This window comes from Leeuwenhoekiella palythoae, from assembly GCF_020310025.1.
Classification (GTDB): Bacteria; Bacteroidota; Bacteroidia; order Flavobacteriales; family Flavobacteriaceae; genus Leeuwenhoekiella; species Leeuwenhoekiella palythoae.
Window position 1 is genome coordinate 1,386,549 of the sequence record NZ_CP084318.1, and the last position, 14,972, is coordinate 1,401,520.

Below are 14,972 nucleotides of genomic sequence, written 5' to 3' on the forward strand. Positions count from 1 at the left end.
TAGCTTCTAAATCCGTATCTTTGCAGCTTACTTTTATTTATGATTGAAGAGACTAAAATAGAATATGAAAAAACCGTATTGATCGGTTTAATTACACAGTTTCAGGACGAAGAGAAAGCGACGGAATATCTTGACGAACTCGAGTTTCTTGCGTACACGGCAGGTGGTGAAGTGCTCAAACGCTTTACCCAAAAGATGGATACTCCAAATCCCAAAACTTTTATTGGTACCGGAAAGATGGAAGAGGTGCGTGCGTACGTAGACCAGTATGAAATAGGAACTGCAATTTTTGATGATGAATTGAGCCCTGCCCAGCAGAAGAATATTGAAAAGATCTTAAAGTGTAAGGTCATTGACCGAACCAACCTGATCCTTGATATTTTTGCGCAACGCGCACAAACGAGTTATGCGCGTACTCAAGTAGAGCTGGCGCAATATGAATATTTGCTGCCACGCCTTGCCGGGATGTGGACGCACCTTGAGCGTCAACGAGGAGGTATCGGGATGCGCGGACCGGGTGAAACCGAAATTGAAACCGACCGTCGTATAGTTCGTGATCGTATTTCGTTACTTAAAAAGAAACTTGAAAAGATCGACAAGCAACAAGCTATACAGCGAGGAAACCGCGGTGCTTTAGTGCGTGTCGCTTTGGTAGGATACACCAATGTTGGGAAATCTACATTGATGAACACGATAAGCAAAAGTGAAGTTTTCGCAGAAAATAAGCTTTTTGCTACGCTGGATACTACCGTGAGAAAAGTGGTTATTCGCAACCTTCCGTTTTTATTGAGTGATACGGTTGGGTTTATTAGAAAACTGCCTACGCAGCTGGTAGAATCCTTTAAAAGCACCTTAGACGAGGTGCGCGAAGCCGATCTATTACTGCACGTTGTCGATATCTCACACCCACAGTTTGAAGATCATATCGCTTCGGTGAACCAAATTATGGATGAGATAGGTGGTTCAGACAAGCCGATGCTGATGGTCTTTAATAAAATAGATCAATACACACATAAAACCATTGATGAAGATGATCTGGTTACTGAGCGTACCGAAGAGCATTTTACGCTCGAGGAATGGGAACGCACGTGGATGTCCCGTGTAGACGGCGATGCCATTTTTATTTCGGCATTAAATAAAGATAATATGGAAGCTTTCCGCAAAAAGGTTTACGATCGCGTTCGTGAAATTCACATTACGCGTTTCCCTTATAATAACTTCTTATATCCTGAGTACGACGCTTACGGCGAAGAAGAATAGCGTATTTTAGATTTTAAATAAAAAAACCCGATGCTTTCTGCATCGGGTTTTTTTATACAATAGAATGCTTTTTAGAATGCATAGGTCAATCCTAATAAATAATAAGATTGAAGTTGGCTGTCTAAGTTGTCAAACGTAGGCTCTGTACCTGTGCTTCCGTTGTCAACATATTCTCCTAATGCGTAATCTAGGTTTTCTTGTTTGTTTCCTCTTAAACCAAACTCAAAACCTACACCAACTTTGCCAAACAATTTATAGTTGAACGAGTTGATCCAAGTGAAGTTTGAATAATTACTACTCTTGTAGCTTTGAAATGCAGAAAGGTTAGATTTAAATGCAATCTTACCGATCTGACGCGTATAATCTGCCACGATCTTCGCCCCTAAAGAGGATTCAAAAATGGTGTCTTCATCGCTAAACACAAAGTTGTACTTGATAGGATGTACTACCACAGTAAGATTAGTGATCGGCGTCCATGTCATACCGACACCCAAGTCTAGATAACCGGGATCATTAAAGTTGTCAAGAATTGTGGTTCTATATTCACCAAGACCTGATACTGCCAGTTTTTCACTTAACTTGTAACCGTATAACGAACTGATATTAAATACATCTGTCGCGTTGCGGAAGCTATCATCATCGTCCGGATCATCGCGATCGTCAAACTTTACCCAACCCAGATTGAGATTCATTGCATTTCTCCAGAAATACTTTTCATCTTTTTTATTGGCGAAAGCATTTACAGTGGCACCAATGGTTGCTGAAGATACATTAGGATTTCCCTGAGAATACCAACTATTGAACCAGCTGAAATTAGCACCAATAGTACCGAAAGCACCAAATTTCCAACCCGGAAGATTGTCAATTTGCGATTGCAGTGCGTTGACTTCTTTTTGCAGTTTTGCGATTTCGGCTTTTTTAGGAGCGATCTCTTCTTTAAGCTCTTGTTCTGTTTTCTCCTGAGCAACTACTCCGCTTACAGAGCAGGCTAAAAAGAATAGGAATACTAATTTTCTCATAGTGCTGATTTTTCAGATTTGAAGCAAAGATACTTCACCCAAAAAACATAGGTGGTCACTACATTTGAGAAAAAAGACTAAAACCGAAAATTAGTTATTTTGCTTTATACAGCGGTACTGAAGAGCAGGCCTCGCCAAACATCAGGCTTTTAGCTACTTTTTGTAGTTTTTGCGTAAGCAATATATAAGCATTTTGAGGCACCGGTTTATTAGAACAACCTTTAACGATCACCAGTTGGTTCTCGTAAGGAGCTACATCTAATTCAGCAATGATCTCGGTATATAACAAACTTTCAAGGTCTTCTAGCGTACCTACAATCACTTTTTTTGCAATTGGCTGAAGATAGGTAGTCACTAACATATACGCCCAAGCCGGCACGATTGCATCTGTGCTGCAATGCAGCGCAACAAAAGCATGTTCATAAGCAGACCAGTCATAATCCTTAAGACTTGCTCTAAATTCTTTTTCTTTCAGAATAAATCCTTCTAACAGCCACTGCGAGATATCTAGCGTCGCTCTGCGTCCTGAAGGATAAAGATCTTCAAGATCAAAGGTTTTAAGCTTGCTGTTTGCGACTCTATTTATGATTTCTTCCATAGCTATTAACTTTTAAAGCAAGCCTAATTCTAGCTTTGCTTCGTCACTCATCAAATCTTGACTCCAAGGTGGATCAAAGGTGATCTCAACCTCACAATCTTTAACCATATCAATGGTCTTTACTTTTTCTTCAACTTCAACCGGTAAAGTTTCTGCCACCGGACAGTTAGGCGTTGTTAAAGTCATCAAAATCTTAGTCTCGTAATCTTCATTAACAAAAACATCATAGATCAATCCTAACTCATAAATATCTACAGGAATCTCTGGGTCATAGATCGTTTTAAGCACACGTACTACTTTCTCTCCCAATTCTTGAGTGTCTATTTCTTTTGTATCGCTCATGGTATTATTCTTTAAATCGTTTGTCTAAGGCTTTTTCGGTGCCTAAAAGTAAATATATAACGGAACCTATAATCAACAATAGGGTTAAAAACATTTGAATCTTCGGGTTAAAATCTAAATTGACAAAAGCACCCAGAACGGCCAATATGAGTAATGCAACCCCAGCCTTAATCATTTTTACAGAAGAGAACTTTTGCGCAAAATCCCAACGGTCTTGAGATTTCATGGACTTTGAAGTTCGATACCCGTAAAAATGGTTGATCTTTTTAGGTGGAAAACGGTACATTAAAACCCCAACGACAACAAACACGAGTCCGCAAATACCGCCGGTCAATGTTAAAGCGTTTTCCCAATGCATCAGGATTCTGCTTTTGCCTGATAGGCCACTGCGTATAATTTTATCTGTTTGATCATACTCACCAAACCGTTAGCACGCGTTGGCGACAAGTGTTCTTTTAACCCGATCTTATCAATAAAAGAAGTATCGGCATCGAGAATGGCTTGCGGCGGCTGGCCTGAAAAAGAACGAATTAAAATAGCGATGATCCCTTTTGTGATGATCGCATCACTATCTGCCGTAAATTCTATATTATCATCCTTTAAATCTGCGTGGACCCAAACCTTACTTTGACATCCTTTAATGATATATTCTTCGGTTTTGTATTTTTCATCTATCAGCGGCAGTGATTTTCCCAACTCGATCATATATTCATAACGCTGCATCCAGTCGTCAAACATTTCAAACTCTTCAATAATCTCTTGTTGTATATCTTGAATACTACTCATAGGTGTTTAAACTTATTTTGCAATCAATATAGGTTGCTCTTCAGCATCTAAAAGACTTAATTTATTGCTCTTAAGACTAAAGGTTTTCGCATTTAATAAAGCCTGAAAAAAATTATATTCAATAGAAGTTCCTTCAGGGCACATCATCTTAGTCGATACTGCCGGCGAAAACTTAATATTATTTCCGCTAACCACATAAGTGGCGCTATAGGAGTTACAAACGGCTTTACCACTCACTTGACCTTTTTCTTCATCAAAGATCAGTTGAATCTCTTTCCCTGCAACCGTATCTTTTTTGATAGAGGCTACAATATATTCTCCTTTAGGTCCTTTAATTTTCTTATCGGTTGATTTACAAGCACTAAAACTTACAAATACTAGAAGCAACATCACTGCAAATGTTTTCATATCTTAACGTTTTAAGAGTGAAATTACTAGTAATCGCTTAAACATGCACCAGACTAAAGGTTAAATTTAGCCCAACATACTTTTTGCCTTGCGCACAGCATTCACAAAAATATCTATTTCCTCTTTAGTGTTGTAGAAAGAAAACGAAGCTCTAACCGTTCCGGGAATTTTGTAGAAATCCATAATTGGTTGTGCACAATGATGACCAGTACGCACCGCAACACCCAACTTGTCTAAGATAGTGCCGATATCATACGGGTGAATGTCACCAATATTGAATGAGATTACAGCCGTCTTATGTTTAGACTCACCATAGATGCGCAATCCTTCGATCTCTTGAAGTTTTTGTGTTGCGTAAGTGAGTAACTCGTGCTCATAAGCAGCAATATGCTCAAAGCCTATGGCATTCATATAATCAATGGCTGCACCAAAAGCTATTCCGCCACAAATATTGGGAGTCCCCGCTTCAAACTTATGAGGTAATCCTGCATAAGTAGTTTTTTCAAAAGTAACTTGGTCAATCATTTCTCCACCTCCTTGATACGGGGGAAGTTTTTCAAGCCATTCTTCCTTTCCATAAAGCATCCCTATTCCTGTAGGACCGCACATTTTATGTCCGGAAACAACGTAAAAATCTACATCCAAAGCTTGAACATCTGCTTTAATATGTGGTGAAGCTTGCGCCCCATCAACTAATACAGCACCACCAACTTGGTGGGTTTTGGTGATGATCTCCTCAATAGGGTTTACAGTTCCTAAAGCATTACTCACGTGATTGACAAAAACCAATTTGGTCTTCTCTGAAAGCACGGCGTCAAACCCATCCATGTCAAGTTCGCCACTTGTAGTCATTGGGATGACTTTAAGCGTCGCACCGGTTTTTTCGCAAAGCATTTGCCACGGCACAATATTAGAGTGATGCTCTAATGCCGAAACAATAATCTCGTCTCCCGCTTTTAAAATCTCAGCAAACCCTGAAGCTACAATGTTGATCCCGTGTGTGGTCCCCGAAGTAAAAAGCGTTTGATACGCGTTAGGGATATTAAAATGCTTTTGCAATTTTATACGCGCCTGCTCATAAGCATCGGTAGCTTCTTGCGATAAGGCGTGCACCCCTCGGTGTATGTTTGCGTTATATTTAGAATAATAATCAACGATCACATCGATCACTTGCTGTGGCGTCTGAGAAGTCGCAGCATTATCAAAATAAACCAATGGCTGCCCGTTAACCTTTCGGTTTAGAATAGGAAAATCTTCGCGTATTCTTAAGACATCTAAGGTTGATGTGGTACTAGCAGTAGCCATATGTACAATTTTTGACGAGTTACTTACAAGACAAAAAAGCCTTGTCTAGAGATCAAAACCAATATTAACGCCTAGTTTTTCGGCAATAAGATTGGTGATGCGTGCTTTTAGCTGTGGAATTTTTACACTTTCTAAAACATTGTTAGCAAAAGCATACATCAATAATGCTCTACCTTCTTTCTTACCAATTCCACGGGTACGCATATAGAATAAAGCATCTTCATCAAGCTGACCAATGGTACAACCGTGTGAACAACGAACATCATCGGCAAAAATCTCTAACTGAGGTTTTGAGTTGATCGAAGCTTTATCGCTAACCAAAATGTTATTATTAGATTGGTACGCATTGATCTTTTGCGCAATAGCATCTACAACCACCTTACCATTGAAAACTCCGGTAGACTTATCATCAAAAATACCTTTGTAATCTTGATGACTTTCGCAGTTAGGCTGTTTGTGGTGTACTAAAGTATTATGATCTACGTGCTGCTTATCTTCAATGATGGTAACCCCTTTTAGAATAGAGTTGATGTGCTCGCCATTCTGGTAATAATTCAAATTATTACGGGTAAGCTTTCCACCAAAAGAGAAGGTATGTACCGAAACCTCACTAGACTCCTGCTGATCAATATGCGTATTATCAATTAACGACGCATTTTCTTTATCATTTTGGATCTTATAATAGTCTACACGAGCGTGTTTACCCGCATAAATTTCAGTAACAGAATTGGTAAATACAGCATTTGAGCTTAAACTCTGATGACGCTCAATCACTTGTACTTCGGCGTTCTCTTCAGCAACAATTAAGTTACGCGGTTGAAGCATAAGATTTGCTTCATTACCGGTTGATAAATGCACGATTTGTATAGGTTTATTTACCGCCATACTCTTAGGCACATAGATGTAAGCACCCTCTTTAGCAAAAGCAGTATTTAAAGCAGTAAGACTTTCGTTCTTGGCAATTTTATTAAAATACACATCAATAACCTGCTTGAACTTAGGCTTAGTAAGCGCTGAACTCAAGAGACAAACATCAACACCATCGTGTGTAGTTTCAGAAAGATACGAACTGTAAACACCATCAATAAATACGATCTTAAAGGTGTCAATATCATTTAGAAAATATTGTTTTACATCTTTAAATTCAATCGCATCATCACCGGTTGCTGCCAAGCTGTAATCAGGCTTTGTAACTGAATTTAATGAAGTATACTTCCAGTTTTCATCTTTTTTACTCGGAAAACCTTCAGCCTCAAAGACCTTTATAGCCTGATCTTTAATATCAAGAATACTGTTATCAAAAGATGTATTCTCTTGAAAAGTCAAGTATGATGATAATAATTTATCTTTTAAACTCATAATTCAATTTAATATTCAAAGTCGAAAAAGTCAAAAGTCACTTTCACTCTAACAACTTTATACATTTTAATGTTCAAGCGTATTTAAACTTGAACGCACTAAGCAGTAAGCTCCGCTTTTACCCAATCGTACCCTTTTTCTTCTAACTCAAGAGCTAATTCTTTTCCGCCAGATTTTACGATTTTTCCATCTACTAAAACGTGTACAAAATCAGGAACAATGTACTCTAGAAGACGCTGATAGTGCGTGATCACTACTACTGCGTTATCTTTACTACGTAGTTTGTTTACACCATTAGAAACGATACGCAATGCATCAATATCTAATCCTGAATCAGTCTCGTCAAGAATAGCCAATTTTGGCTCTAACATCGCCATCTGAAAGATCTCGTTACGTTTTTTCTCTCCACCCGAAAAACCTTCGTTTAATGAGCGTGATAAAAACTTACGATCAATCTCTAATAATTCAGATTTCTCACGAATCATTTTTAGCATATCGCTTGCCGGCATATCTTCAAGACCTTTAGCTTTACGCGTTTCGTTGATCGCTGTTTTGATAAAATTGGTAACCGATACTCCGGGGATCTCTACCGGATACTGAAAAGATAAAAACACACCTTTGTGCGCACGTTCTTCAGCATCTAATTCGAGCATAGACTCACCCTCGAAAATAATATCTCCGCCGTTTACCTCATATTCCTCTTTACCGGCAATAACAGACGATAAAGTACTTTTACCTGACCCGTTAGGCCCCATAATAGCGTGCACTTCACCTGCGTTAACTTTAAGATCAATTCCTTTTAGAATGTCTTTATCTTCTATACCTGCATTCAGATTTTTTATCTCTAACATATTCTATATTCTTTGGGCTTCGATGCCTTTTTCTGATGTTCTTATTTTATTTTATCCTACGGAACCTTCAAGTGAAATTTCCAATAATTTTTGAGCTTCTACCGCAAACTCCATCGGAAGTTTGTTTAGTACTTCTTTACTAAAACCATTAACGATCAACGCAATTGCTTTTTCAGTGTCAATTCCACGTTGGTTACAGTAAAAAATTTGGTCTTCACCAATTTTACTGGTAGTCGCCTCGTGCTCTACTTTAGCCGATTTATTTTTAGCTTCGATATACGGGAAGGTATGTGCACCACATTTATTCCCCATTAATAGCGAATCACACTGTGAGAAGTTACGCGCATTTTCTGCTCTGCTATTGATTTGAACCAAACCGCGATAACTGTTTTGAGATTGCCCAGCCGAAATACCTTTAGAAATGATCGTACTCTTCGTATTCTTACCTAAGTGAATCATCTTAGTACCCGTATCTGCCTGCTGAAAATTGTTAGTAACCGCGATCGAGTAAAATTCACCAATCGAGTTATCTCCTTTCAACACACAACTTGGATATTTCCACGTTACAGCACTACCGGTTTCAACTTGTGTCCAAGAAATCTTCGCATTTTTCTCGCAAAGCCCGCGCTTGGTCACAAAATTGTAAACACCACCCTTTCCTTGATCGTTACCCGGATACCAGTTTTGTACAGTAGAATATTTAATCTCTGCATCATCTAGTGCAATCAATTCAACAACTGCAGCGTGCAATTGATTTTCATCACGAGATGGCGCCGTACAGCCTTCTAAGTAACTCACATAACTGCCTCCATCTGCAACTACAAGCGTGCGTTCAAATTGACCGGTTCCTGCTTGGTTAATTCTGAAATACGTTGAAAGTTCCATTGGGCAACGTACGCCTTTAGGAATATAACAGAAGGAACCATCACTAAAAACAGCACTATTCAAAGCAGCATAGAAGTTATCTTTTTTAGGAACTACTGTACCAATGTATTTCTTAACCAGCTCAGGGTGTTCCTTGATCGCTTCAGAAATAGAACAGAAAATAATTCCCTTTTCCGCTAGCGTTTTCTTGAAAGTAGTAGTTACCGAAACTGAATCCATCACAACATCAACTGCCACACCGGCAAGTTTCTTTTGCTCATCGATAGAAATACCTAAACGTTTAAATGTATCTAACAATTCAGGATCAACCTCATCAAGACTATCGTACTTCGGCTTTTTTGAAGGCGCCGAGTAGTACGAGATATTCTGAAAATCAGGTTTCTCATAATGCACATTAGCCCATTCTGGCTCCTCAAGCGTTTGCCAATATCTGAAAGCTTCAATACGCCATTCGGTCATCCATTCAGGCTCTTCTTTTTTCTTAGAAATCGCTCTCACAATATCCTCGTTAAGCCCAACCGGAAAAGTTTCAGATTCAATATCTGTATAAAAGCCGTATTTATATTCTTTGGTGGCTAATTCTTTCTCTAAGTCGTCTTCTGTGTACGCCATATACTTTATCTAATCTGTTATAAAAACAGGTTTAATCTAATTACAATGAAAAACTTTCTCCACAACCGCAGGTACGTTGTGCGTTAGGGTTATTAAAGACAAAACCCTTACCATTTAACCCGCCGCTATATTCAAGCGTGGTACCAATCAAGTAGAGAAAACTGCGCTTATCTACTATTAACTTTATGTTGTTATCTTCAAAGAGTTTGTCTTCTTCAGCTTTACTCTTATCGAATTTCAAATCATATGATAAGCCACTGCATCCACCACTCTTCACGCCAACCCTAACATAGTCTGTGCTAGGATCATAACCATCCTCAGTCATAAGAACAGCTATCTTCTTTTTTGCGCTTTCACTTACTTTAATCATAATTCATTTTACTTGTTGCAAATATACCATTTAAGTAGGGTTTTACCATACATCCTTACATTAAACTATTTTATGCTTTTATAGACTAAATATATATAATTCTCCACGGCAGCACATCACTGTAAACTTCTATTCTAAATTCAGATTAGATCAAAATTATACAAAAACGCACTTCGATTATTTAAAGGAGTCTGGTGCTTGCTTTTGATTTATTCCCATTAAATTTGCGCTTTTAAAGAAACTGTTATGTTTGAAAATAAAGATGAATCACGCACTTCACTAAGCGATCTGGGAGAATTTGGTTTAATAAATCACCTTACCCAAACGTTTAAAATCAAGCAATCAAGCACCGTAACCGGCATTGGGGATGATGCCGCGGTAATTGACCCAAAGGAGAACCAACTTGTAGTCACTACTGATCTATTGGTTGAAGGTGTGCATTTTGATTTGAGTTTTATGCCGCTGAAACATTTAGGATACAAGGCTGTTATGGTAAATTTATCTGACGTCTATGCTATGAATGCCAAAGCTACTCAGATCACCGTTTCAATTGCAGTATCTAATCGGTTTCCTTTGGAAGCGCTTGAAGAACTTTACGCAGGAATTGAACTCGCTTGCTCTATTTATAACGTTGATCTGATTGGCGGCGATACCACATCAAGCACAACAGGACTCTTAATCAGCGTGACTGCATTAGGCCAGGCAGAACCAAAACAGATCGTGAAAAGAAGCGGTGCAAAAGATGGTGATCTGCTCGTTGTTTCAGGTGATTTAGGTGCTTCATATATGGGACTTCAGGTTTTAGAGCGCGAAAAACAAGTATATAAAGTCAACCCCAATGCGCAACCTGATTTAGAACCCTACGCTTATTTGGTAGAACGTCAACTAAAACCGGAAGCCCGTAAAGACATCGTAGAATTACTAAAGAAGATTGAGGTACTGCCTACTTCAATGATAGACATCAGCGACGGACTCTCTTCTGAGATTATTCATCTATGTAAAAGCTCTAAGACCGGAATCAGGCTTTATGAAGAGAAAATTCCACTCGATCCGCAACTCATTCAGACTTGCGAGGAGTTTGAACTTGATAGCACCACGGTAGCCTTGAGCGGTGGTGAAGATTATGAACTCTTATTCACCATTAAACAGGAGGATTACGATAAGATTAAAGGAAACCCACACCTTACAGTGATCGGCCACGTGTCGCCGGAGCACGACGGAATGAATTTAATTACGAGAGCAAACACCTCAATACCTATTGTAGCTAGAGGATGGAATGCACTTAAAAATGAAGAATAATTTATTTTAAGCAGACTGCCTACGTGCGTGCTTGAAGAGGTAAAACTTCTCCATAACCTCATTGATGCGTCGCAACTTTGGGGTTAATGGGGCAAGATAACCATGCTCATCTTCTGTAAATTGCTGTCTACAACAAGAGCATTCATATTCCTTTTTGTTGGTTTGATACTGGCGCAATAAATTATAATTGTGACCAAAAAGTTTACACCGTAATCGCTTTAATGGATTTCTCGTAGGGCTTTGTAAATTCATTTTAAGGGAATTTTATGAAGTTAGCTTGACGAATTTAACAAAATAAACGTTAAAAAGCATTTTTTATACGTTTAAAAGACCTATTTCCTGCAATGCGCTATTTATTTTGAAAAATCCTTAAAATGGAAGCAGTAAATCTTTAATCTGGTAAAATTTCGGCCTCCTATTCAGAACTTTATAAGAAACAATACGGGTTTACAACTTTAAAATTGCTTCAATATTGCCAATACCCCCTTAAAATTTTCAATGGTAAGCATATGGCCGCCCTCTAAAACGTCTATTTGCACATCATATTCCATAAACTCGTTTTTCAAATCTTCAGCACGAATCAAGGTGTCTTGAGCGCCTAAAATCATCATTTTTTTAAAACTTCCGTTTTTCCAGAATTCTGTGGAATCGTCTCTTATAGCCATCGCCTTTTGAGAATTGATATAACCTTCAAGCGGAGTCTGTAGCGCTTCTTGCTTTGTAATTTGTATCGCTTCGGTTAACCGACTTCTTAAATGCTGTGAAAATAGGTTAGCCACTGACATAGATACTAAAGCGTGATAGTTTTTTCTAGCTACAGTAATTCCATGTTCACGTAATGCAACGCGCTCGACGGTATCTGCCTTAGGTGTCGAATTGAGCAAACAAATTCCGCTTATATCTTCCGGAAACCGTTGCGCGTAGGTCAAGGCTACATAACCACCCATAGAATGTCCCACGAATTTTAAGTCTTTCAATTGAAGGTGATCAACTAGCTTTTTTAGTTCTCCTGCCATTAGCGCTAAAGTTTGCGCTCCCTTTAAAACATCGCTTTTACCGTGCCCCGGCAAATCAATTAAAATCAACCGATGTTTCTTAGATAATTCAGGCACAAACGGCATCCACATCTTTCGGTTTTCTAAAAATCCATGAAGCAAGAGCATTGCAGGTCCATTCCCAAATTCCTCATAAAATAGGGTGTTTTCAATTATATTTGGCATCGTTTTATTTTATCTTTCGGTTTGAAAGTTACAAGCAATATGCGTTTTAACAAAGAAGTACTCGTTACAGGTTTTGCAATATTCTCATTATTTTTTGGAGCAGGAAATTTAATTCTTCCGCCCTATTTAGGCTATTTAAGCGGCACCCACTGGCTTCTGGTTACCTTAGGTTTTTTCATTTCCGCAGTATTTATACCTATACTAGGTGTTATAGCGCACGCTCGCTTACAAGGAACGCTTCTCGATTTTGCGACTAAAATTCACCCGGTGTTCAGCACCGTATTTTGCATTCTAGTGTATCTGGTTTCGGTTACATTGCCCGGCCCTCGAACAGCTTCTGTGACCTATGAAATGGCCATTGAGCCCTATTTTGAGATCAATTCGCTTACTTCTAGCGCAATATATTTTGGATTGGTCCTACTAAGCGCTTTAAATCGGTCAAAACTGCTAGACCTTTTGGGTAAATATCTTACGCCTCTGCTTTTGCTAATCTTAGTCACCATTATCGCAATCCTTTGTCTTGCCGAAATACCAATTGCGAATGATAAACATATTACTAACGTAGTAAGCACCGGGATTCTCGAAGGTTATCAAACCTATGATGCGATTGGCGCCATTGTTATTGGTGCGCTAGCCATAATCTCTTTAAAAATAAAATTCAAAGGAAGTTCGGTTGGCGAAAAAAGAAAAGTCCTTTTTAAAGCTGCATTCATAGCCGGAATAGGTTTGCTTCTTATTTATACCGGGCTGATCTATGCCGGTTCTCTGTTTTCAAATTTAACTGAAGAACCGTCGCGCACAGATTTACTTACTCTTTTAAGTTATGAAGCTTTGGGAAGCTCCGGAAATATTGTACTCTCCATTTTAGTAGCTCTTGCCTGTTTTACAACTGCTGTAGGGGTAGTTACCGGAACTGCAGATTTCTTTCAAGGTTTAAATCGAAGCAATAAAACCATCTACCCGCTAACAGTAACATTAGCCTGCATTGCCGGTATCATAATCGGGCAGACCGGAGTCTCCTATATCATTACAATTGGAGTTCCAATATTGGCTTTTATTTACCCTTTAGTAATTACTTTAATTTTGTTGAATGCCATTCCTGAACGCTATGCCTCAACTTTGGTATTTAGAGTTACAGTATTGGGATGTATTCTTTTTAGCATCCCCGAATTTTTACAAAGCATAAATATCGAAACCCTTACTCCCCTACAACAACTTTTACCATTATCTGATTATGGAGTGGCATGGTTTATTCCTACGGTAGTTTGTTATACACTAGGTAGCGTGGCACAACTGGCGATGAAACCCAGCTAAGTTATATACCCAAACGTTACAAATACCGATTTTAATGCATTTATTGTAAGATTTCGTAAAACGTTTTACAGATTAAAGGTATCAAACACACTTTTAACAAGCTATAAGATAATAACTTAGGTTGCTATTGTTATTTTTTACAAGTAAAAAATAATTTTTGCTTTTATTTTAGAAAACCCTACAAAATTTAACACTTTTTTAAAAGCTACAGGTTTTACAGTAAAAATGTAGTCGTATTCATACAAAATATACACCTAAAGGCAATTAACCTCATTTTTTTTGTTAGAAAAACCTATTTTATTCCATTATTTCTTCTTATCAAATAAAGCCAGCTCAAAACCATTCACCGACACATTACGTAAATTAACCGACAGAAAAAGCTTGTTTATCAACAAAAAGCAAAAGATTGTCAACAAATATTAATAGCTTTAATGTTTGAATAAGACTTTTGTAAGAAAAATATTACGAGTAATAAAATCGACGCTTATATGAATAAAATTACCCCTAAATTTTTTCATTTACTTTCAATATCTATTATTATAGGATTGATCACTTCCAAGCTATTTGGGCAAGAAGGTACTGCGCAAGTAATGCCTGACCCAAATGACGGAGTGGCTATGTTTATCGATCAAAATACCTATGGTCCCGGCTATAATTCCCCAGAATCCCAAAGATTATATTTTCATATTGCAGATGACGTCAATGAAAATTTGTACTTTGGAGTTAACCCGTACTTTAGAGGAACTGATGGCAATCCTAATGCTTCCACACAAGTTTATTATCGTATTAAAAATCCAAATGGGACAGTTGTTGCAGGTCCATCTGCTTTTTCGCGGACCAATGGTGCTCCAGGATTTATTAATACATATCAAAGAGCAGTAGCTGGTCCAAACGTTGCTGGCTCTACTCCATCGGGGTATACTCCCATAGTTTTCAACCCCAATTCAGGCTCTGGAGATTACTACATTGAAATATATTTAAGTACGGATGGTGGAGTAAGCCCATATACTGGCCCTGAGGCGGCATTATTACCGTATTTTGATTTTAGTGTAATATCTGGGACAACCGCTAAAAGAAGAGGGCGTTTATTTTCAAAAAAAATGGGGTTTCATTACCTATAACCCATCAAATTTCACTCCACAAATCAATAACGATTTCAAGGGAACCTTTTTTACTTATACCCCTGATGGTTTTACTATTCAGGTACAGTTTTCAGAAGGTTTTCGACCGTTTGGGTTTCAATTAGCATTTAATAGTACTGGCGTAAATAGCACTGGCAATTTTATACAAGATAGAAGATCTGTCAATGGATCCGTAAACATAAACAACGGTTACCCAACATTT

General features: G+C 38.3%; 17 protein-coding genes. 4 read left to right on the forward strand and 13 right to left on the reverse strand.

Annotation, left to right across the window (positions count from 1 at the left end; genetic code table 11):
- The first annotated feature begins 39 nt into the window (after positions 1 to 39).
- Positions 40 to 1,260, forward strand: a complete 1,221-nt coding sequence (gene hflX / locus LDL79_RS05865) for a GTPase HflX (RefSeq protein ID WP_072982948.1) — start codon at positions 40 to 42, stop codon at positions 1,258 to 1,260.
- Between the two features lie 71 nt (positions 1,261 to 1,331).
- Here the strand turns inward: hflX and LDL79_RS05870 are convergent, their stop codons facing one another.
- The 11 genes from LDL79_RS05870 to LDL79_RS05920 form a co-directional block, all read right to left on the reverse strand.
- Positions 1,332 to 2,279 (reverse strand): DUF3078 domain-containing protein, encoded by a 948-nt coding sequence (locus LDL79_RS05870; protein ID WP_225599516.1) that lies wholly within the window; start codon positions 2,277 to 2,279, stop codon positions 1,332 to 1,334.
- A 94-nt stretch (positions 2,280 to 2,373) separates the two neighbouring features.
- Positions 2,374 to 2,877: a DUF2480 family protein gene (locus tag LDL79_RS05875; RefSeq protein ID WP_225599517.1), complete on the reverse strand. Its 504-nt coding sequence runs from the start codon at positions 2,875 to 2,877 to the stop codon at positions 2,374 to 2,376.
- Between the two features lie 12 nt (positions 2,878 to 2,889).
- Positions 2,890 to 3,219 carry a DUF59 domain-containing protein gene (locus tag LDL79_RS05880; RefSeq protein ID WP_167598220.1) on the reverse strand — a complete coding sequence of 110 codons (330 nt, stop codon included), beginning with the start codon at positions 3,217 to 3,219 and terminating at the stop codon, positions 2,890 to 2,892.
- A gap of 4 nt (positions 3,220 to 3,223) precedes the next feature.
- Positions 3,224 to 3,577 carry an SdpI family protein gene (locus tag LDL79_RS05885; protein ID WP_225599518.1) on the reverse strand — a complete coding sequence of 118 codons (354 nt, stop codon included), beginning with the start codon at positions 3,575 to 3,577 and terminating at the stop codon, positions 3,224 to 3,226.
- Complete coding sequence (locus LDL79_RS05890; protein WP_225599519.1) at positions 3,577 to 4,005, reverse strand: SufE family protein; 429 nt, start codon at positions 4,003 to 4,005, stop codon at positions 3,577 to 3,579. The genes LDL79_RS05885 and LDL79_RS05890 overlap by 1 nt, the downstream gene beginning before the upstream one ends.
- A gap of 12 nt (positions 4,006 to 4,017) precedes the next feature.
- A complete protein-coding gene (locus tag LDL79_RS05895) occupies positions 4,018 to 4,413 on the reverse strand; it encodes an META domain-containing protein (RefSeq protein WP_167598222.1) in 396 nt (131 codons plus the stop codon).
- A 66-nt stretch (positions 4,414 to 4,479) separates the two neighbouring features.
- Entirely contained in the window at positions 4,480 to 5,718 is a 1,239-nt protein-coding gene (locus LDL79_RS05900; RefSeq protein WP_225599520.1) for an aminotransferase class V-fold PLP-dependent enzyme, read from the reverse strand.
- Between the two features lie 45 nt (positions 5,719 to 5,763).
- Complete coding sequence (gene sufD / locus LDL79_RS05905; protein ID WP_225599521.1) at positions 5,764 to 7,077, reverse strand: Fe-S cluster assembly protein SufD; 1,314 nt, start codon at positions 7,075 to 7,077, stop codon at positions 5,764 to 5,766.
- A 98-nt stretch (positions 7,078 to 7,175) separates the two neighbouring features.
- Positions 7,176 to 7,928, reverse strand: a complete 753-nt coding sequence (gene sufC / locus LDL79_RS05910) for a Fe-S cluster assembly ATPase SufC (protein ID WP_072982934.1) — start codon at positions 7,926 to 7,928, stop codon at positions 7,176 to 7,178.
- Between the two features lie 51 nt (positions 7,929 to 7,979).
- Positions 7,980 to 9,425, reverse strand: a complete 1,446-nt coding sequence (gene sufB, locus LDL79_RS05915; protein ID WP_225599522.1) for a Fe-S cluster assembly protein SufB — start codon at positions 9,423 to 9,425, stop codon at positions 7,980 to 7,982.
- Between the two features lie 40 nt (positions 9,426 to 9,465).
- A complete protein-coding gene (locus tag LDL79_RS05920) occupies positions 9,466 to 9,795 on the reverse strand; it encodes a HesB/IscA family protein (RefSeq protein WP_072982930.1) in 330 nt (109 codons plus the stop codon).
- Positions 9,796 to 10,041: 246 nt separating this feature from the next.
- Between LDL79_RS05920 and thiL the strand changes: the two genes are divergently transcribed.
- The gene (gene thiL / locus LDL79_RS05925; protein WP_225599523.1) at positions 10,042 to 11,094 is read left to right on the forward strand and encodes a thiamine-phosphate kinase; all 1,053 of its coding nucleotides are present in this window, start codon (positions 10,042 to 10,044) and stop codon (positions 11,092 to 11,094) included.
- Between the two features lie 6 nt (positions 11,095 to 11,100).
- Here thiL and LDL79_RS05930 read toward each other — a convergent pair whose 3' ends face one another.
- The gene (locus LDL79_RS05930) at positions 11,101 to 11,346 is read right to left on the reverse strand and encodes a hypothetical protein (protein ID WP_225599524.1); all 246 of its coding nucleotides are present in this window, start codon (positions 11,344 to 11,346) and stop codon (positions 11,101 to 11,103) included.
- A gap of 203 nt (positions 11,347 to 11,549) precedes the next feature.
- Complete coding sequence (locus LDL79_RS05935; protein ID WP_225599525.1) at positions 11,550 to 12,314, reverse strand: alpha/beta fold hydrolase; 765 nt, start codon at positions 12,312 to 12,314, stop codon at positions 11,550 to 11,552.
- A gap of 39 nt (positions 12,315 to 12,353) precedes the next feature.
- On the opposite strand from LDL79_RS05935, the gene brnQ reads away from it, so the two are divergent.
- Both brnQ and LDL79_RS05945 read left to right on the forward strand, forming a co-directional pair.
- Positions 12,354 to 13,628: a branched-chain amino acid transport system II carrier protein gene (gene brnQ, locus LDL79_RS05940; RefSeq protein ID WP_225599526.1), complete on the forward strand. Its 1,275-nt coding sequence runs from the start codon at positions 12,354 to 12,356 to the stop codon at positions 13,626 to 13,628.
- A gap of 488 nt (positions 13,629 to 14,116) precedes the next feature.
- Positions 14,117 to 14,749, forward strand: a complete 633-nt coding sequence (locus tag LDL79_RS05945; RefSeq protein ID WP_225599527.1) for a hypothetical protein — start codon at positions 14,117 to 14,119, stop codon at positions 14,747 to 14,749.
- Positions 14,750 to 14,972: the final 223 nt, after the last annotated feature.